Origin of the sequence: Mesorhizobium sp. M0062, from assembly GCF_040323125.1 — a bacterium.
GTDB lineage: Bacteria > Pseudomonadota > Alphaproteobacteria > Rhizobiales > Rhizobiaceae > Mesorhizobium.
Genome location: NZ_JAMYUO010000002.1, coordinates 59,141 through 80,923 on the forward strand (window position 1 = coordinate 59,141; position 21,783 = coordinate 80,923).

Sequence of the window (21,783 nt, forward strand, 5' to 3'; positions counted from 1 at the left end):
TATCAACTGTCGAGGAAGCTCCTCAGCTTGCGGCTCCGGCTCGGGTGCTTGAGCTTGCGCAGCGCCTTGGCTTCGATCTGGCGGATACGCTCGCGCGTGACCGAAAACTGCTGGCCGACTTCTTCCAGCGTGTGGTCGGTGTTCATGCCGATGCCGAAGCGCATACGCAGCACCCGCTCCTCGCGCGGCGTCAGCGAGGCGAGCACCCGCGTGGTGGTCTCGCGCAGATTGGCCTGGATCGCCGCATCGATCGGCAGGATCGCCATCTTGTCCTCGATGAAATCGCCCAGATGCGAATCCTCTTCGTCACCCACAGGGGTTTCGAGCGAGATCGGCTCCTTGGCGATCTTCAAGACCTTGCGCACTTTTTCGAGCGGCATTGCGAGCTTTTCTGCCAGTTCCTCCGGCGTCGGCTCGCGGCCGATTTCATGCAGCATCTGGCGCGACGTGCGCACGATCTTGTTGATCGTTTCGATCATGTGCACCGGGATGCGGATGGTGCGCGCCTGGTCGGCGATCGAACGCGTGATCGCCTGCCGGATCCACCATGTCGCGTAGGTCGAGAACTTGTAGCCGCGGCGGTATTCGAATTTGTCGACCGCCTTCATCAAGCCGATATTGCCCTCCTGGATCAGGTCGAGGAACTGCAGGCCGCGATTGGTATATTTCTTGGCGATGGAGATGACGAGGCGCAGATTGGCCTCGACCATTTCCTTCTTGGCGATCGCGGCTTCGCGCTCGCCCTTCTGCACCTGGTTGACGATCTTGCGGAATTCCAGGATTGAGATCGCCGTCTCGGTTGCGAGGTTCTGGATTTCCGAACGCAGATCCTTGATCGCGTCTTTCTCGTTCTTGGTGAATTCCTTCCAACCGCGCGAGGTCAGGTTGCCGATCGAGCGCGTCCAGTTCGGGTCGAGCTCGGAGCCCTGATATTCCTTGAGGAACTCCTCGCGGCGCACGCCATAGCTTTCGGCCAGGCGCAGCAGCTTGCCTTCGTTCTGCACCAGCCGCTTGTTGATGTCGTAGAGCTGCTCGACCAGCGCCTCGATGCGCGCCGTGTTGAGCGACAGCGACTTCACCGCCTTGATCAGCTGGTCCTTCAGCTCCTTCAGGCGGCGGTCCTGGCTTGGCGACAGCGTGCCGGTCGCGGCCAGACGGTTCTCGACCTGCTGGTCCTGCAGCTTGCGCAGCTTCTTGTAGGTGTCGGCGATGACGTCGAGCGTCTCCATCACCTGCGGGCGCAGCTCCGCTTCCATCGCCGCCAGCGACAGGCTCGCCTCGTCCTCGTCTTCCTCGTCGTCATCGACCAGGCCGCGCGTGTCGGCGCCGACATTGGTGATGTCGTCTTCCTCGTCGCGTCCACGCCTCGGCTTGTCCTCGGCCTTGGGCGCCTCCTCGATGCGCTCGACCACCGGCGCCTGCTTGGCTTCGGGGCCGGCATAGGTGGCTTCGAGGTCGATGATCTCGCGCAGCAGGATCTTGGATTCGTTGAGCTCGTCACGCCAGATGATGATGGCCTGGAAGGTCAGCGGGCTTTCGCAGAGGCCCGCAATCATCGTCTCGCGGCCGGCCTCGATGCGCTTGGCGATCGCGATTTCGCCCTCGCGCGACAGGAGCTCGACCGAGCCCATCTCGCGCAGATACATGCGCACCGGGTCATCGGTGCGGTCGGTCGGCTCTTTCTTGGTGGTCGTGGCGGCGACGGCGGTGCCGGTCTGCTCGGCCAGCTCGTTGGCGTCTTCCTCGGCGTCGGCATTGCTGTCGGCGGCCTCGGGCTCCTCGCTCTGATCGTCGTCCTCGACCACGTTGATGCCCATGTCGGACAGCATCGCATTGATGTCTTCGATGCGATCCGGATCGGTCTCTTCCGACGGCAGCACCGCGTTCAGTTCGTCGAGAGTCACATAGCCGCGCTTCTTGGCGGCCTTGATCATCTTCTTGACAGCATCATCGGAAAGGTCGAGCAGAGGCCCATCGGTGGCGCCTTCACGTTCGGTCTCGACCTCTTCCTTTTCCTTTGTCGGCATAGTCTTTATCTTCTCCTAGCGGCCGAGCATCGAAGCCGCGTAGCTGCCGCACCGGTCAAACTACATGCGCTGGTGGCGCTTAACCGGGCCGGTAACCGAATCAACTCTTTTGTTTGTTCATATCGTGCCCCCAAAACCGGTTTTCACTTTTGGGCGATATGCATTAAGTCCAGATTAACCCTGATATCTGTGGCAGGCTGACAGCCTGTCCAGTGATCAGCACCTCGCGTCAGTGCATTTCCATCGACGCCGGCGCGGGCTAAGGTTTCGAATCGTCCTGATTCCGTCATTCTGCCAGAAGGTCAAGCGCCTCTCGCATGATTCGCATCAAAAAAGCGAATCAATTACCCGACTTAGAGGCGTCGATTCGACGCGCAGCACGTACAACATTCATTCTTGCGCAGGTTTCGACCTAGACGCGCCCACCCCTGCCCGAGGATACACCGAACCCTTCGATCAGCGCTTCCGTTGCTTGTACATCACGGAATTGCGCCTGAATCTCGATGAGGTGCCGGTAGTTTTCGTCAGTGGGATCGCTGGCGAGCGCTGCTTCCGCCTGTTTCAGCTCCTTATGTAAGGTGCGCGCGCTGCGCTGCAAGTGCAGCGCCTGGTTGAAGGCGTCGCGGGCATCGTCAAGCGCTGCGGTTTCCAGCGCGGGCCATTGCCTGGCCCGTTGGATGAGCGCCACGGCGCGCCCCCAGATATCGCTGCAGCCGGCACGTTCGATGGTGGCGATCACCGCGCTACGGTCATTGGCCATGTCGTGCGCCATCGCATCGAGGATGGCGGCGTGCAGCCGCTGCAGATCGGTGTTGGCGAGATCGAGGAACTCGACATGGGCGAAGTTCTCGTCGATCAGCGCCGGATGGTTGACGAGGGCTACGATGATCGTCGCCTCGCGCACCGACATCATCTCGCCACCGCGTTTGACCATGGCGGAGCGGCCGAGGCTTTCGGTGATCGCGGCGCGCGCGCCTGCCCCGCTGCCTTTGGCGAACTGTCCGCCGGGTGCGGGCGTTTTGCCCTGCCCAGGTTTCCAGTCCTGGCGACCTTGCCGCACTTCGCGCTGGGCGCTGAAGAAGGTCAGCTCCCGCTCGCGCATCCACTGCTGGTAGTGGTAGCGCTGGCTCTCATCGCGGATGCGGCTGGTCAGTTCGCGCAGCGTCTTTGTCAGCCCCGCCCGCCGCTCCGGCGTGTCGAAGACGCCACCGGATGTCTCACGCATCCACAACAAATCAGCGAGAGGCCGCGCTTCCGCCAGCACGGCACGAAACGCGTCCGGCCCTTCTGCCTTGACCAGATCGTCGGGATCCTTGCCCTCCGGCAACAGTGCAAAGCGCACCGACCGCCCGGCCTGCACCGACGGCAGCGCGAGATCCGCGGCCCGCCACGCCGCCTTCAGCCCGGCCTGGTCGCCGTCGAAGCACAGCATCGGCTCAGGCGCCATGCGCCACAGAAGTTCGAGCTGGTTTTCGGTGAGCGCGGTGCCGAGCGGCGCCACGGCATTCTCGAAGCCGGCCTGCGCCAGCGCAATCACGTCCATATAGCCTTCGACGGCAATCACCGTGCCGCCTTTCGCCAGCGCTTTGCGGGCTCGGGCGAAATTGTAGAGCACGTTGCCCTTGTGGAAGAGCTCTGTGTCGGGCGAATTCATGTATTTGGCCAGCGCATCGGGCGCCAGTGCGCGGCCGCCAAAGGCGATGATCTTGCCGCGCGAATCCGGGATCGGGAACATGATGCGATCGCGGAACCAGTCATAGGAGACCGGGATGTCGTCGCCATGACGCACCAGCCCGCAGGCCTCGATGTCGGCCTTGGGCACACCCTTGGCGGCAAGATGTTCCTTCAGCGCATTGCGGCTGTCGGGCGCAAAGCCCAGCCGGAACGATTGCTGCGTCGCCGGCGTCAGCCCGCGATCCCTGAGATAGGCGCGGGCTTTTGCACCCTCCGGTCCTTGCAGCCGCTCCTGGAAGAAGGCAGTCGCCATCTCCATGACATCGGTCAGGCTGGCGCGTTCCTTCTCACGCTGTTCTTCCCGCTCGTCGCGCACCGGCATCGGCACGCCGGCCATGTCGGCGATCTTCTCGACCGCTTCGGGAAAGCTTAATCCGTCGAGCTCGGTCAGGAACTTGAAATGATCGCCCGACACCGAACAGCCGAAACAGTGATAGCGGCCCTTCTTGTCCTCGCAGTGGAAGGAGGGGCTCTTTTCGCCATGGAACGGACAACAGGCCCAATAGTCGCCGCGCGAGGCGTTGGTCTTCTTCCTGTCCCATGCGACGCGCTGGCCGATGACCGATGAAATCGGCACACGGTCGCGTATCTCATCGAGAAAGGCGGGCGGAAAGCGCATTGGGGAACTCGTTTGTCCCTCATATAATCATGCTCGCGGAATCCGACGACCCTTATTGCGGACCATACCCGGTTTCCACAGCCAAAAAGCCCGGTTTCTACAGCCAAAAGAAAGGCGGCCCTTTCGGGCCGCCTCCTTTCAAGTCTCTGCATTGCGCCGGCGAGGCCGGGCTTAATGCGCGGCAATGGCGCCGAAGATGATGCCGGACAGGACGCTGACCAGCACATAGTCGTTGCCGACGCGGATCCATTCCTGGCCGCGGCCGGGGCGATGCAGGCCATAGCGGCCATAATCGCGGATCGGCTGGTGCCGCTTCCAGCTGGAATATTTCTGGCCATTGCGCCAATGGCTGCGCTTGACGACCACCGTCTTCTTCACGACGCGCTTCCTGATATCGACATGCTTGCCGGGCCTCTGCCAGTCGACCTGCGTGTAATTCGACTGCGGTGCGACCGGTGCGTTCACCGGTGCGGCCTGGCCGGTAAGCGAAGTGGCGGCCAGCATCGAGAAAGCGAGGGCGGAAAGAACAATACGTTTCATAGCGGGGCTCCTTGGTTGTCGATGCCTAGGGAATAGCGCCCGAAGGATGAACCGAAACTGAACACTAGCATTACATTTACGTAATGAAATCCGGTGCTTATCCTGGATATTTGAACATCATCGCAAAGGCGATTGCCGGGAGTCCGGCAAACCGGGACGATCCGCTGCCATCACCAGGGATCCGCCATGCAACCATTTGCGCATCCGTCCATTTTCCGACACGCCCTGTCGCGCCGCGACGGCTCTTGAAATCGACAAGATTTTATTACCCGGCTAAAATATTCCGGATATTGTTCAAGACTGTCATGACCATGATTCGCAGCCCCGTTTTCCTCCCTGCACTGCGCGCCCTCCGCGTCGCGGTAGCTGTCTGCGTGCGGGTTTCGAAATGAGCGGCTCCGTCGTCCTGCTGCATCTGGCGGGCGCGGTGGCGCTGATGCTGTTTGCCACCCGCATGGTCAAGACAGGCGTCGAGCGCGCCTATGGCGACGTGCTGCGTCACCGGCTGCGCTCCACCATGCGCAATCCGATCATGGCGGTGCTGGCTGGCTGCGGCCTGTCGATCGCACTGCAGAGCTCGACCGCCGTCACGCTTCTCGTCGGCTCCTTCGCCGGCGCCGGCATCGTCTCGGGCATGTCGGGCCAATTGGCGGTGCGCGGCGCCGAGATCGGCTCGGCGCTGGTGGTCAAGCTCTTGACCTTCGATCTGACGCTGCTGGTGCCGATCTGCCTCGTCGCCGGCACGGTCATGTTCATGGCCACCGAGCGGCGCGACTGGCGCCAGTTCGGCCGCATCCTGGTCGGCATCGGCCTTTTGGTACTGTCGCTGGAGATGATCGGTCAGGCCTCGGAGCCTCTGCGGCAGAGCACGCTGATGCCGCTCATCATCGAATATTTCTCCAGCGACTACGTCACCGCCTATCTGCTCGCCGCGCTTGTCACCTGGTTGTTCCATTCCTCGATCGCCGCCGTTCTTTTGATGGTGACGCTGGCCGGCCGCGGCTTCATCCCGCCCGAACTCGGCATCGTGCTGGTGCTCGGCGTCAATCTCGGCTCGTCGATCATCGCGCCGCTGCTCACCCGAAGTGCCGAACCTGGCGTGCGCGTCGTGCCGATCGGCAATCTGTTGATGCGCGGCATGGGCTCGCTGGTGATGCTGATCCTGTTCATGACGCTGAAGCCGCCGGTCGCCTTCCTCGGCGCCACCGTGCCCGACCAGATCGTCAACGCCCACATACTGTTCAATGTGCTGATCCTGCTCGCCGGCCTGCCGCTTGCCAGCCTGATCTATCGTGCCTCTGAGAAGATCGTCGCAATGGGCACCAAGCCAGGGCCGGCTACAGAGCTCGATGTGGTCGAACTCTCCGCCCTCAACGACGGCGCGCTCGACGTTCCGAGCCAGGCGCTGGCCAACGCCACCCGCGAGGTGGTGCGCGTCTGCGAGACGGTCGAGATCATGCTCAAGCGCATCATCGAGCTGTATGAAAGCGCCGACGGCGACAAGATCAAGGCGCTGGCCGCCCTTGACGACCGCGTCGACAGGAAGCACGCGGCGATCAAGCTCTATCTGGCCAAATTGACCAGGAACTCGCTCACAGAGGACGAGGCGCTGCGCTGCCAGGAGCTGATAGGCGCCTGCGTCAAGCTTGAGCAGGTCGGCGACATCATCGTGCGCAACATGCTGGTGCATGTGAAGAAGAAGTTCGAGCGCGGGCTGGAGTTCACGCCCGAGGGCTGGAGCGAGCTGCTCGCCTTTCACACCTCGGTGCTGGCCAATGCCAGGCTTGCCTTCAACGTGCTGGTGTCGCGCGACCCTGAGACTGCCCGCCAGCTGGTGCTGGAAAAGGACCGGCTGCGCGACCGCGAAAAGGAAACCAGCGCCAGCCATTTCGTGCGCCTGCGCGACGGCACCGCCAAGAGCGTCGAGACCAGCTCCATCCACCTCGACACCATCCGCGACCTGAAGCAGATCAACTCGCTGCTGGCGTCGATGGCCTACCCGGTGCTGGAAGAGCGCGGCCTGCTCGGCGGCTCCAGGTTGAAGGCGAGCTGATCAAGAAAACCTAAACCGGCCGCAAAAATTTCTGCATTGCCGGCAAGCGCCATCCATGATTTGAGGCCAACTCGTTCAAGGATCGCTTCCGCGCCATGCTTCCGCTCATTGCCCTGTTCATCGCCGCCTTCGCTTTCGGCACCACCGAATTCGTCATTGCCGGCGTGCTGCCGCAAGTGGCCGACGGCCTTGGCGTTTCGATCCCGACCTCCGGCTACCTCGTCTCCGGCTATGCCGGCGGCATCGCGGTTGGCGGCCCATTGCTGGCGCTCGCCACCAAGGGCATTTCCCGCAAGACGCTGCTGCTTTGCCTGACCGTCGCCTTCACCATCGGCCAGGCCGCTTGCGCGCTGGCGCCCGATTTTACCTCGATGCTGCTCTTGCGCATTGCGGTCGCCGTCGCACACGGCGCCTATTTCGGCGTCGCCATGGTGGTGGCGGTCGGCCTCGTGCCCGAGGACAAGCGCGGCATGGCCGTGGCTGTGATCCTCTCCGGCCTCACAGTATCCAATGTCATCGGCGTGCCGGCCGGCACCGCAATCGGCAATCTCTGGGGCTGGCGCGCCACCTTCTGGGTGATGTGCGCGCTGGGCGTGGTGGCGTTTGCCGCCATGGCCGCCCTCCTGCCGCGCAAAACGGGCGCATCGAGCCCATCCACCAGCCTTGGCAGCGAGGTTCGCGTGCTGGCGCGCCAGCAAGTCTGGACCTCGCTGATCCTGATGCTGACGTTGATGATCGGCCAGTTCGGCCTGTTCACCTACATCACCCCGACACTGCTTGAGGTGACCCATCTCGACGAGAGCCTGATCCCCTGGGTGCTGCTGCTCAACGGCGTCGGCGCCACCGTCGGCGTCTTTCTCGGCGGCAAGCTTTCCGACTGGAAGCTGATGCCGTCGCTGATCACCATGCTTGCGCTGCACGCGGTGATGTTGGGCGTGATCTATGCCGTCAGCCCCTACCCCGTGCCGATGGTCATCGCCATCGTCGTCTGGGGTGGCCTCAACTTCGCCATCGGCACGCCGATCCAGACCCGCATCCTGGCCTGGACGGCGGACGCCTCCAACCTCGCCTCCTCGCTCATCCCCTCCGGCTTCAATGTCGGCATCGCGCTCGCCGCGTCGCTGGGCGCTGCCATGCTCAATGCCGGCTACGGCTATCGCAGCCTGCCGGTTGTGGGCGCTGCCGCCATGCTGGTGGCGGTGGTGGTGGCACTTGCCTCCTACATCTGGGAGGGGCGCAGCCGGGCAGCGCCGCCGCTGCCGGCACCGGCCGAATAGCGTCGGACTACAAATCGATCCGGAACAACAAACTCTCGGCGCCGCCATACGCGGCGTCCTTGATGAACGGACCGACCACACGGCCACCATTGGCCAGCACCACCTTCTGCGAGGCCGGATTGTCGAGGTCAGTGGTGAGCTCGACATATGGCAAACCAACAGCCCTCGCCTCGTCCAGCATCAGCCGCAGCGCCTCGGTCGCATAGCCTCGTCCGCGCTTCCACGGCGCCACGGCATAGCCGATATGGCCGAGCACATGCGACGGCAGTGCGGCCGTACCGGGCTGCCAGCGAAAGCCGATCGAGCCGGCGGCCTCGCCGTCCCAGATCCAGCGCCGGAAGCCGGGCAGCCGCGGCACTTTCGTGCCATTAGGCAAGGTAATCGGGCCTCCTTTGGCCTCGGGATCGTCGAGGCTGGCAAGGAACGCCGCAGGATCCTCGTCGATCGCCGCAAGTTGCTCGCGCGTCGCTTCCATCAGCCGGACATTGTCCGGCGACCAGCCACGCTCGAGCGCCGCCTTGTAGGAGGGCAGATGTTCGAGCGTGGGTTTGACGATCTCGATCATGGTGGGTCTCTCCGGCAGGTCAAGGCTTGGCTCGCTTAAGCCGGTGCGGACCGTTTCTTGCCCAGAGGTGATGTCCCGCCCCCTGCTCTCCTTCGCCACTGAAGCGGTGTCGGCTCTTACTGCAGCAGGCCTTTGACGATGCCGCTGGCCTTGCCGAAATCCATCTGGCCGGCATATTTCTGCTTCAGCGCGGCGATCACCTTGCCCATGTCCTTTTGGCTGGCGGCACCGGTCGCAGCGATCGCCTCGCGCGCCGCAACTGTTACGGCGGCGTCATCCAGCTGCGTCGGCAGGAAGCCGCGGATGATCTCCATCTCGCCACGCTCCTGTGCGGCCAGATCCGGGCGCTTGCCGTCCTCGAACGCCTTGGCCGATTCCTCGCGCTGCTTCACCATCTTGGCCAGGATCTGCAGGATCTCCTCGTCGCTGGCGGGGTCCTTGGTCGAGCCGCGATTGGCGATGTCGCGGTCGTGGATGGCGGCCTGGATCAGCCTGAGCGTCGGCAGCCGGTGCTTGTCCTGCGCCTTCATCGCGCTTTTCAGGGATTCGGCGATTTTTGCGCGCATGATGCTTTCTCCTTCGAACGGCGCGGACAATAACCGCGGCCCATCCGCAAAGCAAACGCGCCAAAGCCCTGATATCGTTCGGCGAAACAAATGCTCGCCGTTTTTGGCACGGGCATCATTGACCGCTCTGGCGCCTTCCCCTATGTACTCGGCCTTGCACAAGACAAAGAATTGATGCGCGCAGGCTCGAGAGATCGGCCGCGCCGTTTGCTGCGCAGATGGCCCGCCATCGAAGCGCGCAGCGTGACAGGAGCGTCGCCATGGCCGAGATGACCCCCGAACTGACCCCGCCTTGGGCAACCGAAAAGCCGACCGCCGTCCTGGTGCTGGCCGACGGCACCGTCATCGAGGGTCGCGGCCTCGGCGCCACCGGTTCCGCCGTTGCCGAAGTCTGCTTCAACACCGCGCTCACCGGCTACCAGGAAATTCTCACCGACCCATCCTATGCCGGCCAGATCGTCACCTTCACCTTCCCGCATATCGGCAACATCGGCACCAATGACGAGGACATCGAGGACTTGAACCCGGTCGCCCGTGCCGGCGCCGTTGGCGCGGTGTTCAAGGCCGATGTCACCAACCCGTCCAACTACCGCGCCGGCACCGGGCTGGACCAGTGGCTGAAGAAGCGCGGCATCGTCGCGCTGTCGGGCATCGACACCCGGGCGCTGACCGCGCTGATCCGCGAAAAGGGCATGCCCAATGCCGTCATTGCGCACGCGCCCGACGGCATCTTCGACCTCGACGATTTGAAGCGGCGGGCCGCCGCCTGGTCGGGCCTGATCGGGCTTGACCTCGCCAAGGAAGTCACCTCCGGCCAGTCCTCGGTCTGGCGTGAAACTCCCTGGGTGTGGAACGAAGGCTTTGGCGAACAGGCCGAGCCGTCGATGCACGTCGTCGCCATCGACTACGGCGTCAAGCGTAACATCCTTCGCCTGCTTTCCGGCCTCGGCGCCAAGGTCACCGTGGTTCCGGCCGGCACCGGCTCGGAAGAGATCCTGGCCATGCAGCCCGACGGCATCTTCCTCTCCAACGGCCCCGGCGACCCGGAAGCCACCGGCGACTACGCGGTGCCGGTCATCCAGGACCTGCTCAAGACCGATATTCCGGTGTTCGGCATCTGCCTCGGCCACCAGATGCTGGCCCTGGCGCTCGGCGGCAAGACCGCCAAGATGCACCAGGGTCATCACGGCGCCAACCACCCGGTCAAGGATCATACCACCGGCAAGGTCGAGATCGTCTCGATGAACCACGGCTTTGCCGTCGATGCCGACTCCTTGCCCGAGGGCGTCGAGGAAACCCATGTCTCGCTGTTCGACGGCTCCAACTGCGGCATCGCGCTGACCGGACGTCCGGTGTTCTCGGTCCAGCACCACCCCGAGGCTTCGCCCGGCCCGCAGGATTCGCACTATCTGTTCCGCCGCTTCGTCAACCTGATCCGCGAAAAGCGCGGCGAGGAACTGCTGGCCGAACGGGTTTGATTTTACAGGTCTTCGTCTAGCCGTTGCCCAGATCGTGATGCTCCGAATAGCCGGAGTTACAAACGCGGCGCGATTGCCCTTGTCTTGGGTCAATGGAATAAACCGGTCAACCGGTCTGTTTGTGACGGCGCGAAGCGACGAAGGCTTCGAGAGCGCCGACGGCATCCCCTGAGCCCAAGCCCCCCTCATCGCTTCGCTTGCGCGCCGCATTAACGGACGAAGCACACACCTATGGCGGGTTCGAAGTTCGCGCCTGGGTAACCTTATGCCACCGGCCGGCCTTCGCTGGCTTCCAAAATGGCGAACCATTGCTGGCGGTCGAGCGCGATATCGAGTGCCTTGACCATGGCGGCCAGCCGCTCGGGCTTCATCGTGCCCAGCACCGGCACCAGCCGGGCCGGATGGCGCAGCAACCAGGCGATGGCGACGGCGGCGAGATCGCCGGCGCCGATCTCGGCAGCCACCGCCGCGATTGCCGCCCTGACCCGCGCCTCGCGCCCTTCCTTGCCGGTGAACAGCAAGCCGCCGCCGAGCGGCGACCAGATCATCGGCGCATAGCCGAGGCGTTGCGCGTGATCGAGGCTGCCATCCATCAGCGCATTGGTCTTCAGCACCGACATCTCGATCTGGTTGGTGGCCAAGGCAAACGGCAGCCGCGAAGCCAGAAGGTCGAACTGCGACGGCGTGAAATTGGAGACCCCGACCGCTCTCACCTTGCCCGACTTGGCCAGCCCGGCAAGGGCCGCCGCCGTCTCGTCGGCATCCATCAGCGGATCCGGCCGGTGCAGCAGCAACAGGTCGAGATAGTCGGTGCCGAGATTGGCGAGCGAACGGTCGACTGAGGCGGCAATGTGGGCCGCACTGGTGTCGTAATGCTTCAGCCGGTTCTGAGGCCGGTTGGCCGATGCCAGCATGATGTCGCATTTCGAGATCAGCTCGATGCTGTCGCGTTTGCCCTTCCAGCGCGACAAGCCGGCGCCAAAGGCAGCTTCCACCTGGTAATGCCCGTAAATATCGGCATGGTCGAAGCTGGTCAGGCCGAGATCGACCGCAGTGCCGATCAGCCGCGCGATCTGGTCGGCGTCCGGGCGCGCGGCGTTGTCGAGCAGGCGCCAGGCGCCGAACACCAGCCGCGACAGCGACACTCCGTCCTTGGTCAGCTCTATGCGGCTGTCATGGCTCATATCTGGGCTCCGTCTTCCGCAGCGCCGGTGGCAACGCTTCTCACCGCCGTCGGCCTCGCAACTTTCGTCACAAAGACAATGACCGCAAGCGTCAGGAAGCACGCGCCAACCAGATAGGGCGCGCCGCCGAACACCACGGGCGCATTCGGTCCGGTGAACCAGGAAAAGATCGCGGTGTAGAGCAGCGGCGTGATGATCGAGGTGATCGAGAAGATCGACGTCATCGCGCCCTGCAATTCGCCTTGCGCCGACGGCGGCACCTTGGCGGCGGCAAGGCTTCTCAGCGGCGGATCGGCCAGTGCTTCCAGGCAGCCGACGACGATCACCGCATAAATCATCCAGCCTTGCGAGGCGAAGGCGTAGCCGAAGGCGCTGGCCGCCGTGAATGTCAGGCCGATGACCGCCGTCCTCCATTCGCCAAGTTTGGGGATCACGCGCGGCAGCACCGTCGCCATGACGATCGCCCCACACAGGCCGAAGGCGCCGAGCGAGAAGCCGATCTGCTGCTCGCTCCAGCCATAACGATAATTGGACACGAACGACCACACCGCCGGATACATCATGTGGCCGAGCGTCATTAGGAAGAAGGCGAGCCCGATCCAGCCGATGCCCTGATATTGGCGCATCTGCAGCAGCGTGCCGACCGGGTTGGCGCGTTTCCACTCGAAGCGGCGGCGGTGCTTTTCATCGAGCGTTTCAGGCAGGAAGAACATGGCGATGAGGAAGTTCACGAAGGCAAGCCCGGCGGCAAAGTAAAACGGCACTCGCGGCCCGAACGTGCCGAGCAGCCCGCCCAGCACCGGCCCAATGACGAAGCCGACGCCGAAGGCGATGCCGAGCAGACCGAAATTCTTCGCCCGGTTGTCATCGTTCGAGATGTCGGCAATGAAGGCCGACGTCGTCGAATAGCTGGCGCCCGAAATGCCGGCCAGCACGCGGCCGATGAACAGCATCGGATAGGACCAGGCGATGGCGCAGATCAGATTGTCGATCGAGAATGTAAGCACCGAGGCAAGCAGGATCGGCCGCCGCCCGAAGCGGTCGCTCAATCCACCCATGATTGGCGCGAAGAAGAACTGCATCGCCGCATAGACGAAGAACAGCCAGCCGCCTTCGATCGCCGCTTCGCTGATGCCGACGCCGGAAAGCTCCCTGAGAAAGGCCGGCAACACCGGCATGATCATGCCGAAGCCGATAATGTCGAGCAGCAGCGTGGTGAAGACGAGCGCAAGGCCCCGCCTGGCGGTTTTGGGGTTGATCATGATGGCGTCTGCTCCCTGAGACCGCCCTTGGGCGGGCGCCCGTTATAGGCGAGGCGCCACTTTGGAACAATAGGAGAACGCCTCAGGCGTTCTCCTCCTGACATCTGTTGCCGGTGGTGAATCGGCCCGCCGACGGATGCGCTTTGGACCGCGGTCGGCTGGAACTTGCGAGCGCCTCAAACCGGACCGGTCAGCGTGTTGCAATCCGACAGCTTGCCGCTCTTGTAGCCGCGCGCCAGCCAGCTCTGCCTTTGCTGCGACGTCCCGTGGTTGAAGCTTTCCGGAACGACATAGCCCTGCATCTTCTTCTGCAGCGTATCGTCGCCGATCTGCTTGGCGGCGTTGAGCGCCTCTTCGATGTCGCCCTGTTCCAGAATGCCCTTCTGCGCGGTGAAATGCGCCCAAACGCCGGCGAAGCAGTCGGCCTGCAGCTCGATGCGCACCGACATCTGGTTGGCTTCCGCCTCACCCATCGACTGCCGCATCTGGTTGAACTTGGGCAGGATGCCGGTGAGGTTCTGCACATGGTGACCGACTTCATGGGCGATCACATATGCCTGGGCGAAATCCCCCGAGGCGCCGAACTGCTGGTCGAGCTGCTGGAAGAAGGTGGTGTCGAGGTAGACCTTGTGGTCGCCGGGACAATAGAACGGTCCGGCTGCCGTCGAGGCGGAGCCGCAGGCCGAGCGGATCTGGCCGCTGAACAGCACAAGCTTCGGGTCCTCGTATTTCAGGCCCTGCGACTGGAAGATGCCGGTCCAGGTCTCTTCGGTCTCGGCCAGCACGGTCGCCACGAACTGCTTCATCTCGTCGGAAGCAGGCGTGCCGGCGCCGTCGTCCTGGCCGCCGCTGTTGTCGGTAATCTGGCCACCGCCACCCGGCAGCACGCCGCCGCCGTCGCCGCTGCCCAGGATCTGCGACGGGTCGAAGCCGAAATACCATCCGGCCAGCACCACGAGGACGACCAGCAATATGCTGCCGCCGCCGCCGGTGCGGCCGCCGATCGGGATGCGGAACTGGCCAGGGCTGCCGCCGCCCAAACCACCACCGCCGCCGCTGTCGCTGCGCTCGTCCTCGACATTGTCACTCTGACGGCGGCCCTTCCAGAGCATGGCAACTCCCCGTATGCAAATTTTCGGCTGGCCTGGCCGATGTCGTGGCCCAGTCCGACCCAACAGACAATTATCGCAATGGTTGCGCCAAGTCACAGTATTTTTCGTGGCAGCGGCATCGCGTTCGCACTCTGGTCGAGGCGGCATGCGCGCTGTAGCATCCGGTTCGAACGGGGGTGTCGGGACTTGCGGACGATCGGTCGATTTCTGCTGCTGGCGGTGGTGCTATGCCTCGGCCCGTTGCCGGCGCGCGCCGTGACGCTCGATTCCAGCGTCGCCGTGACCGATCCCGAGACATTGCAGGCGCTTGAGCGTGGCGGCCTCTCGATCAGCCGCCTGCTCGGCCCGGCGCTGGGTCTCACGCGCGAGGTCGACAATCGCGGCCTGTTTTCGGTGCGCGCGCTGACCCCGGTGCGCAACGCCGTCAAGCAGGAGATCGCCGATGAGCCTACCAATAGCCCCGATCCCTATGTCGCCGCGCTGGCGAAGACGAGGGACCCCAGCCAGAAATTCAACCCGAAATACATCGACGATGACGGTTCGACGCTCGACCTGACCGGCGTCGTCAACCGCATGGACCGCGGCTATCTCGGCCACACCGAATGCGGCGAGATCAGGCTGATCTACCGCTTCCACTATTCGGTCGCGGAAAAGCCGGCGAATGGAAAGACAGCGCAACGCATCTCGTCGCGGCTGCCGCTGACCATGAGTCTGGTCTTCAACGCCAGGCCCGGTGAGGCTCACGCCCGCGCTTCGAGAGACCGTCCAAGCGCCACCGCCGTTTCCTGTGCCGAAATCGCCAAGCGCTGGCTCGCCGCCGGCCAGAAGAACCTTGCGCCCGAGCAACTGGCAGCCTGGCTGCGCTCCGACGAAGGGCCGCTCTCCAACGCCATGCTGAATTCGTCGCAGATCATGCGACTTGAGCTGAACATGCAGGTTCTCCGGCTGTCGGCCTCGAGCCGCCGCGACTTCGGTGGCCACGCCGAATATCTCCTCAAGATTTTCAAATGGGACCCAACGACGTCCACCTTCCAGGAATCGAAGATGGAGAACCAGATCGACCGGAAAGTGGTTCTGGCCGACCGGCCGGCCTTCGCCAAATGGCTGCTCACCGACCGCAACCTCTACGACCTCGATCGCGGCCGGCTGGTCATCGACGACAAATTCCTGGCGACCAGCGCCGTCTCGGTCGCACCCGGCGGCATGGCCAGGTCGCAAAACAATATCGCCTATGGGCTGCTCGATGATGCCGACATCGACAAGGCACTGCAGGACTATGTCGCCAAGGGCAACGAGCTGCGCAGCGTGAAATCGGTGGCCGGCTTCAATCTGCGTCTCAACGAAATGACCTGCACCGGCTGCCACCAGACGCACGGCATTGCCGGCTTCCATTACACCGGCGCCGATCCGGCCAGCGAGCCGCGCCGCAACGCCGTCTTCGTCCCCGGCTCGGCGGTGTTCTTCGCCGACCTGCCGCGCCGCCGCGCCATCGTCGAGGACTTCGCCGCCGGCGGCCATCCGGATTTCTCACGCGGCTTCGCCGCCCGTCCGGACGCCAAACTCGCCGAAGCGCTGAAAGGCACCGATCTCTACAATGGCTGGGGCTCGATCTGCTACAGCGGCAAGGATGCCAGCTTCAAGGACTGGAACTGCGGCGAAAGCCTGCGCTGCGCCGGCGTCCATGAAAGCGACATCCATCCGGGCTTCGGCACCTGCGTCAGCGAGGCGGCCACCGCAGTCGGCGACCCCGTCGAGTTCGGCGAGATCAAGATGTCGAGCTGGGGCAGCGACAAATATTGCCGCCTGTCGCCGGCCACCGCAAAAGCCTGCGCCATCGATCCGGCGCGCGACAAGAAACCGGTAATCAAGCTCGCCGGCTATGGCGCGGCGCGCCAACGCTATGACAACCCCGAGCAGAAGACCGGTGGCTTTCCCGGGGGCATGCTGCGCAAGGCAAGCTGCGACAAGCTTCCCGACGAGGCGACTTGCGGCCGCCTGGCCAAGACCGGTTTCAACGACTGCATCGCGTCGGGCAAGGACCACAAATTCTGCACCAAGGAATTCACCAAGACCGCCGGCCTGCGCGCCTGCGACAAGGCGCATCCCTGCCGCGAGGACTATATCTGCACCGCCGGCTACGACGATCTGGCCGCAGCCAAGCCTGGCAAGGGCTCCTGCATTCCGCCCTATTTCATATTCCAGTTCCGCGTCGACGGCCATCCGCGCAGTTGGGTGCAGGACACCGAGGAATGAGCGGCAGGTTGCCGCTTGCGAACAGAATCAGATCTTCTGCTTGGTGCCGGCGCTTTTGCCGTCCGAGCTTTTGGAGCGTTCCTCGAAACGCGCGGCGCCCTTTTTCAGCGCATGGCCGGTTTCGACCTCGGTCTTGCGTTCGTCCTTTGCCGCTGCCTGCCTCAAACCCTCGGCCGCCTGCTTGCCCTTCGCGGTCGGTGCCTGTTCGACGCCCATGTTTTCCTCCTTGGCGCGCAACAATCACGCGCAACGTCAGGAGCAACGAGCCTGACGTGCGGAGGTTCCAGTGGTGCGGCCCCGGCACCCCTCAGCGCGGCGCGATCATCGCCTTGCGAAAGGCTTCCAGCGTCTCGGCGCTGACATGATGCTCGATGCCCTCGGCATCGATGCGCGCCGTCTCGGCGCTGACACCGAGCGAACGCAAAAACGCTTCTACCGTCTGGTGGCGGATGCGGCTCTCTTCCGCCACCTTGCGCCCGGCGTCGGTCAGGAACACACCGCGATAGGGTTTTCTGGAAACGAGCCCGTCGGCGCACAGCCTGGTCAGCATCTTGGCCACCGTCGGCTGGGCGACACCCAGCCGCGCAGCAATATCGACCTGACGCGCCTCATTGCCGTCCTCGATCAGGTCGGCGATCAGCTCGACATAATCCTCGACCAGCGCGCCGCGGCGCGCTTCGCGCTGCTGCCGGAACCCTTTCGAATGAATCTCGGCGTCCGGCAGCGGCTCCTCGCGTCCAACCGGTCTGTGCTTCAGCGCCAACACGCGCTCCTTCCTATCTTTTGACAAGAATCGGCTTTGGGCAAAGCAATCGCCCTTTGCCATTCATAGCACGGGCTTAACTGTTCCAGCCGTTTATTTCCATTCCATGGCAGGCGCAACCGGCGTTTGCGATCCCCTGCCGGCCTGCCGGTCGGCGCAACAGGAAGCACATACAATGAAATATAGCCTATTGCATAATGTTGAGCCCTGGCATAGATAGGATGACGTCAACCGATCCACCCAGTGGAAAGCCCTCCATGTCCGAAGCTGACGCTACCTTGGGATCATCCTGGCGATTTGACAGACCGGAGGACAATCCTCCCAGCCTGCGCGAGGTGAACTCCACGATCGCGGTGCCGCAGTCCGGCGTCTGGTTCCGTCGCCTGTTCGCCTTCATGGGACCGGGCTACATGGTCTCGGTCGGCTATATGGATCCGGGCAACTGGGCCACCGACCTCGCCGGCGGCGCCCAGTTCGGCTACACGCTATTGTTCATCATCATGCTGTCCAACCTGATGGCGATCCTGCTGCAGGCGCTTGCCGCCCGGCTTGGCATCGCCACCGGCCGCGACCTCGCCCAGGCCTGCCGCGCCTATTATCCGCGTCCCGTCAGTTTCGTGCTGTGGATCGCCTGCGAACTCGCCATCATCGCCTGCGACCTCGCCGAGGTGATCGGCACGGCGATCGCGCTGCAGCTTCTGTTCGGCATTCCGCTGATCGGCGGCGCGTTGCTGACGGCGCTCGACGCCTTCATCGTGCTGCTCTTGATGAACAAGGGTTTCCGCTATCTCGAAGCCTTCGTCATCGCGCTTCTGATCATCATCTTCGGCTGTTTCGCCATCCAGATCTTTGCCGCTGCCCCTCCGGTCGGCTCGATCCTGCATTCGATGTTCGTGCCGTCGACGGAGATCGTCACCAATCCGGCGATGCTCTACATCGCCATCGGCATCATCGGCGCCACGGTGATGCCGCACAATCTCTACCTGCACTCCTCGATCGTACAGACACGCGCCTATGAACGGACCGAAAAAGGCAAGCGCGACGCCATCAAATGGGCGACGACCGACTCGACCATCGCGCTCGTCCTGGCGCTGTTCGTCAACGCCTCGATCCTGATCGTCTCGGCGGTGGCCTTCCATGGCACCGGCCATCAGGATGTCGCCGAGATCGGCCAAGCCTTCGAGCTCTTGTCTCCGCTGCTTGGCCTCGGCATCGCCTCGATCCTGTTTGCGGTGGCGCTGCTGGCCTCCGGCCTCAACTCGACGGTTACGGCAACGCTTGCCGGCCAGATCGTCATGGAAGGCTTTTTGCGCCTGCGCATTCCGCAATGGGCGCGCCGGCTGCTGACGCGCGGCATCGCCATCGTCCCGGTGGTGGTCGTCACCGCGCTCTATGGCGAAAAGGGCACCGGCCAGTTGCTGGTCTTCAGCCAGGTGGTACTGTCGATGCAGCTGCCCTTCGCAGTCATCCCGCTGGTGCAGTTCGTCTCCGACAAGAAGAAGATGGGCAACCTTGCCATTCCCCGCGGCGTGGCGGTCCTCGCCTGGGTCGTCGCGGCGGTCATCCTGGTGCTCAACTTCAAGCTGCTCTACGACACCGTCTTCGGCGTCGGCTGAGTTTCTTCTTGAGCAGTTCGCCGTTTCGCCGAAACGGCGAACTGCTCTATCTCTTGTTTTGACGCAATTCCGGGCGGAAAGCCGCCTCACACTTTTCCTGGAATTGCTCAAGACGGCGACAAACCGGCGGCTTGCGCTATCTTACCGGCCATCATGACAAGTGTCGAAGACGCCAGGAAATTTTACGCGCAGCTGATGGCGGCCAATGCCGGCTCGGCCGATCCGCGCCTCGAAGAGGCGTTCGCCACCGTTCCGCGCGAGGCCTTTCTCGGTCCCGGACCCTGGGCGGTAGTCGCCGGCAGGGCGCTCACCACCGGCAACGGCAAGATCATGACGCCGAGCGCCGATCCTGTTCACATCTATCAGGACGTGCTGGTGGCGCTCGATGCCGACAAGGGCATCAACAATGGCGAACCCTCCCTGCACGCCATGTGGATCGGCAGGATCGCCCCCAGACCGGATGAGGCCGTCACCCATATCGGCGCCGGCACAGGCTACTACACCGCCTTGCTGGCGCGGCTGGTTGCGCCCGGCCCGGTGACCGCCTTCGAAATAGAGGCAGATCTTGCTGCCAGAGCAACAAAGAATCTCGAGACCTACGGCAATGTAAGCGTCGTCCACGGCGATGCCGTCACCGGCGATCTGCCGCCGTCCGACATCATCTATGTCAATGCCGGTGTCGTCGCACCGCCGTGTCCTTGGCTTCGGGCGCTGAAAGCGGGCGGCCGCATGATCTTTCCCTGGCGTCCGTCCCAGGGCGTCGGCCTGGCCGTGGTGGTAACCCGCAACGACAAGGGCTTTGCCTGCGACCCCTTCATGCGCTCGTGGTTCATCCCCTGCGTCGGCGCCTCGGCGGCCGGTTCGGCGGCCAAAATCCCCGACCTCCAGAAGGCGGCGCGCAGCCGTTCGATCTGGCTGACATCAGACAGGGCGCCGGACCGGACCGCCACCGCCATCATCGGCGATGTCTGGTTTTCGTCGCACGCGCTTGGCGGCGGGCGACGGCGGTAGGTACCCTTGTCGGCCGGCAGCGTTTTTTTGCCAACGCCTGTCGGGCGGCCGCCGGCCTGTCCGTCCTTAGATCGAAATCCGGCCCTGACGGCGCGGATCCTGGAAAAGGAAAATCCAATGCGAAAGATCATCGCTTCCACCTTCGTCAGCCTCGACGGCGTCATGCAGGCGCCAGGCGGCCCGGAAGAAGACCCGGTTGGCGGCTTCGAATTCGGCGGCTGGACGTTCCACTACTTCGACGAGGTGGCGGGGGTGGCCATGGAGGAATTGTTCTCCAAACCCTTCGCCCTGCTGCTCGGCCGCAGAACCTACGACATCTTCGCCGCTTACTGGCCGTATCAGAAAGATGCCATCGGAGATGCCTTCAACCCTGCGACTAAATATGTGGCGACGCATCGGCCGGATTCGCTCACCTGGGAAAATACGCAATGGCTTGGAGAAGATATCGTCGCGGCGTTGCGCCGCCTCAAGAAGGAAGATGGGCCTGACCTGCTCATCCAGGGTTCGAGCGAGCTGATCCAGACTTTGCTGGCCAACGGGCTGATCGACGAGATCCGGTTGATGATCTTCCCGCTGCTGCTGGGCAAGGGCAAGCGGCTGTTCGATGGTGGTGCGATGCCCGCCGCTTTCAAGCTGGTCAAGTCGCAGGCCACTACCACAGGCGTCATCATGGCGACCTACGAACGCGGGGGTGAGGTCAAGGTCGGGTCGTTCGCTACGCAGAAGCCGTCAGAGGCCGAGCTCGAGCGGCGTAAGAACTGGAAGTAACAGGGACAGGCTTGGCACCTTCCTCTCCCCCGATCGACGGGGGAGAGGAAATGCAAGTTCTGTCAAGCCGCCACAGCCCGCCGTTCCAGCCCATCCCGGATATACCGCGCGAACTCCTGCGCGGCAGGCGCCGCGCCAAACCTCGGCAAATGCAGATTGATGGAAAAATTCGGCAGCGGCGGCAGCCCGGCATCAAAAGCCAGGATGTCAAGATCGGCAGGCACGGTGGAGGCCAGCCAGGCGGTGACGGCAAGGTCGGAGCGCACTGTCGCGGTCGTCGCGTCGATGTTGCCGTTCTCGAACACGGTGCGCCATTCCAGCCCGTGCTCGTTCAGCGCCGACAGCACCACCGGGCGGAAGGCGCAGGTGTCGGCGACGATCGACACCGGCAGCGGCCGCTTGGCGCGGGCGACGCCGCCCTTGGCCCCGACCCAGACCAGCCGGTCAATGGCCAGGCACTCACCGGCGGACGGGCCGACCCGCTCCTCGATAACGGCAAGATCGATGGTGCCGGCCGCAAGGGCAGCAGCAAGGTCCGGCGAAGCTGCACAGAGCAGTGAAATCTCGACCTGCGGATAGGTCTCGGCATAGGCCTTCAGCACCGGCGCCAGCAAGGTGCCGACAAGGTCATAGGGAACACCGAGCCGCACCTGGCCGGCGACCTCGGTGCCCGCCATCTCGGCCCAGATCTCGTCATTGAGGCCAAGCAACCGCTTTGCCTTGCCGAACAGCCGCTCGCCGAGCCGCGTCAGCCGCAAGCCACGCCGGTCGCGCTCGAACAGGCTGCAGCCCAGCGCCTCCTCCAGCCTTTTGATCTGCTGGCTGACGGCGCCTTGCGTCAGATGCAGCGCGTTCGCCGCCGCCGTCATGCTGGCCTTGTCGGCGACAGTGACGAAGGTGCGGATCAGCGCTGTGTCGAGGTTACGGATCATGGCTGGCATTATATCTGCTAATG

At 63.7% G+C, this 21,783-nt stretch carries 18 protein-coding genes; 7 read left to right on the plus strand and 11 right to left on the minus strand.

Annotation, left to right across the window (positions count from 1 at the left end):
• Positions 1-2: 2 nt before the first annotated feature.
• The 3 genes from rpoD to NKJ64_RS02470 form a co-directional block, all read right to left on the minus strand.
• Positions 3-2,027 (minus strand): RNA polymerase sigma factor RpoD, encoded by a 2,025-nt coding sequence (gene rpoD, locus NKJ64_RS02460; RefSeq protein WP_023754526.1) that lies wholly within the window; start codon positions 2,025-2,027, stop codon positions 3-5.
• A 412-nt stretch (positions 2,028-2,439) separates the two neighbouring features.
• Entirely contained in the window at positions 2,440-4,380 is a 1,941-nt protein-coding gene (dnaG, locus tag NKJ64_RS02465) for a DNA primase (RefSeq protein WP_023683795.1), read from the minus strand.
• 171 nt (positions 4,381-4,551) lie between these two features.
• Positions 4,552-4,920, minus strand: a complete 369-nt coding sequence (locus NKJ64_RS02470) for an RcnB family protein (RefSeq protein ID WP_023754527.1) — start codon at positions 4,918-4,920, stop codon at positions 4,552-4,554.
• 388 nt (positions 4,921-5,308) lie between these two features.
• Here NKJ64_RS02470 and NKJ64_RS02475 point away from each other — a divergent pair, with 388 nt between their 5' ends.
• Positions 5,309-6,973: a Na/Pi cotransporter family protein gene (locus NKJ64_RS02475; RefSeq protein ID WP_023754528.1), complete on the plus strand. Its 1,665-nt coding sequence runs from the start codon at positions 5,309-5,311 to the stop codon at positions 6,971-6,973.
• 95 nt (positions 6,974-7,068) lie between these two features.
• The gene (locus NKJ64_RS02480) at positions 7,069-8,250 is read left to right on the plus strand and encodes an MFS transporter (RefSeq protein WP_023754529.1); all 1,182 of its coding nucleotides are present in this window, start codon (positions 7,069-7,071) and stop codon (positions 8,248-8,250) included.
• 7 nt (positions 8,251-8,257) lie between these two features.
• On the opposite strand, the gene NKJ64_RS02485 is transcribed toward NKJ64_RS02480, so the two are convergent.
• On the minus strand, positions 8,258-8,815 hold the full coding sequence (locus NKJ64_RS02485; RefSeq protein ID WP_023825316.1) for a GNAT family N-acetyltransferase: 558 nt from the start codon (positions 8,813-8,815) through the stop codon (positions 8,258-8,260).
• A 116-nt stretch (positions 8,816-8,931) separates the two neighbouring features.
• Positions 8,932-9,381, minus strand: a complete 450-nt coding sequence (locus NKJ64_RS02490) for a GatB/YqeY domain-containing protein (RefSeq protein ID WP_352461913.1) — start codon at positions 9,379-9,381, stop codon at positions 8,932-8,934.
• Positions 9,382-9,641: 260 nt separating this feature from the next.
• On the opposite strand from NKJ64_RS02490, the gene carA reads away from it, so the two are divergent.
• Positions 9,642-10,859 (plus strand): glutamine-hydrolyzing carbamoyl-phosphate synthase small subunit, encoded by a 1,218-nt coding sequence (carA, locus tag NKJ64_RS02495; RefSeq protein WP_081731488.1) that lies wholly within the window; start codon positions 9,642-9,644, stop codon positions 10,857-10,859.
• 263 nt (positions 10,860-11,122) lie between these two features.
• On the opposite strand, the gene NKJ64_RS02500 is transcribed toward carA, so the two are convergent.
• From NKJ64_RS02500 to ypfJ, 3 genes are all read right to left on the minus strand, one after another.
• Positions 11,123-12,043, minus strand: coding sequence for an aldo/keto reductase (locus tag NKJ64_RS02500; RefSeq protein ID WP_023754533.1), 921 nt, complete (start codon positions 12,041-12,043; stop codon positions 11,123-11,125).
• Positions 12,040-13,305, minus strand: a complete 1,266-nt coding sequence (locus NKJ64_RS02505) for a TCR/Tet family MFS transporter (protein ID WP_023754534.1) — start codon at positions 13,303-13,305, stop codon at positions 12,040-12,042. The genes NKJ64_RS02500 and NKJ64_RS02505 overlap by 4 nt, the downstream gene beginning before the upstream one ends.
• 176 nt (positions 13,306-13,481) lie before the next feature.
• Positions 13,482-14,417 (minus strand): KPN_02809 family neutral zinc metallopeptidase, encoded by a 936-nt coding sequence (ypfJ, locus tag NKJ64_RS02510; protein ID WP_023828078.1) that lies wholly within the window; start codon positions 14,415-14,417, stop codon positions 13,482-13,484.
• A gap of 186 nt (positions 14,418-14,603) precedes the next feature.
• Between ypfJ and NKJ64_RS02515 the strand changes: the two genes are divergently transcribed.
• The gene (locus NKJ64_RS02515) at positions 14,604-16,670 is read left to right on the plus strand and encodes a hypothetical protein (RefSeq protein ID WP_031202601.1); all 2,067 of its coding nucleotides are present in this window, start codon (positions 14,604-14,606) and stop codon (positions 16,668-16,670) included.
• Positions 16,671-16,697: 27 nt separating this feature from the next.
• Here NKJ64_RS02515 and NKJ64_RS02520 read toward each other — a convergent pair whose 3' ends face one another.
• Both NKJ64_RS02520 and mntR read right to left on the minus strand, forming a co-directional pair.
• Positions 16,698-16,886 carry a hypothetical protein gene (locus NKJ64_RS02520; protein ID WP_023672434.1) on the minus strand — a complete coding sequence of 63 codons (189 nt, stop codon included), beginning with the start codon at positions 16,884-16,886 and terminating at the stop codon, positions 16,698-16,700.
• 91 nt (positions 16,887-16,977) lie between these two features.
• Positions 16,978-17,433 carry a manganese-binding transcriptional regulator MntR gene (gene mntR, locus NKJ64_RS02525; protein WP_023672433.1) on the minus strand — a complete coding sequence of 152 codons (456 nt, stop codon included), beginning with the start codon at positions 17,431-17,433 and terminating at the stop codon, positions 16,978-16,980.
• Positions 17,434-17,690: 257 nt separating this feature from the next.
• Between mntR and NKJ64_RS02530 the strand changes: the two genes are divergently transcribed.
• The 3 genes from NKJ64_RS02530 (at position 17,691) to NKJ64_RS02540 (ending at position 20,828) form a co-directional block, all read left to right on the plus strand.
• A complete protein-coding gene (locus NKJ64_RS02530) occupies positions 17,691-19,049 on the plus strand; it encodes an Nramp family divalent metal transporter (protein ID WP_023672432.1) in 1,359 nt (452 codons plus the stop codon).
• A gap of 153 nt (positions 19,050-19,202) precedes the next feature.
• Positions 19,203-20,060 (plus strand): protein-L-isoaspartate O-methyltransferase family protein, encoded by an 858-nt coding sequence (locus NKJ64_RS02535; RefSeq protein WP_352461914.1) that lies wholly within the window; start codon positions 19,203-19,205, stop codon positions 20,058-20,060.
• Between the two features lie 117 nt (positions 20,061-20,177).
• On the plus strand, positions 20,178-20,828 hold the full coding sequence (locus tag NKJ64_RS02540) for a dihydrofolate reductase family protein (RefSeq protein ID WP_023727458.1): 651 nt from the start codon (positions 20,178-20,180) through the stop codon (positions 20,826-20,828).
• Between the two features lie 62 nt (positions 20,829-20,890).
• On the opposite strand, the gene NKJ64_RS02545 is transcribed toward NKJ64_RS02540, so the two are convergent.
• Entirely contained in the window at positions 20,891-21,769 is an 879-nt protein-coding gene (locus tag NKJ64_RS02545; protein WP_502902854.1) for a LysR family transcriptional regulator, read from the minus strand.
• Positions 21,770-21,783: the final 14 nt, after the last annotated feature.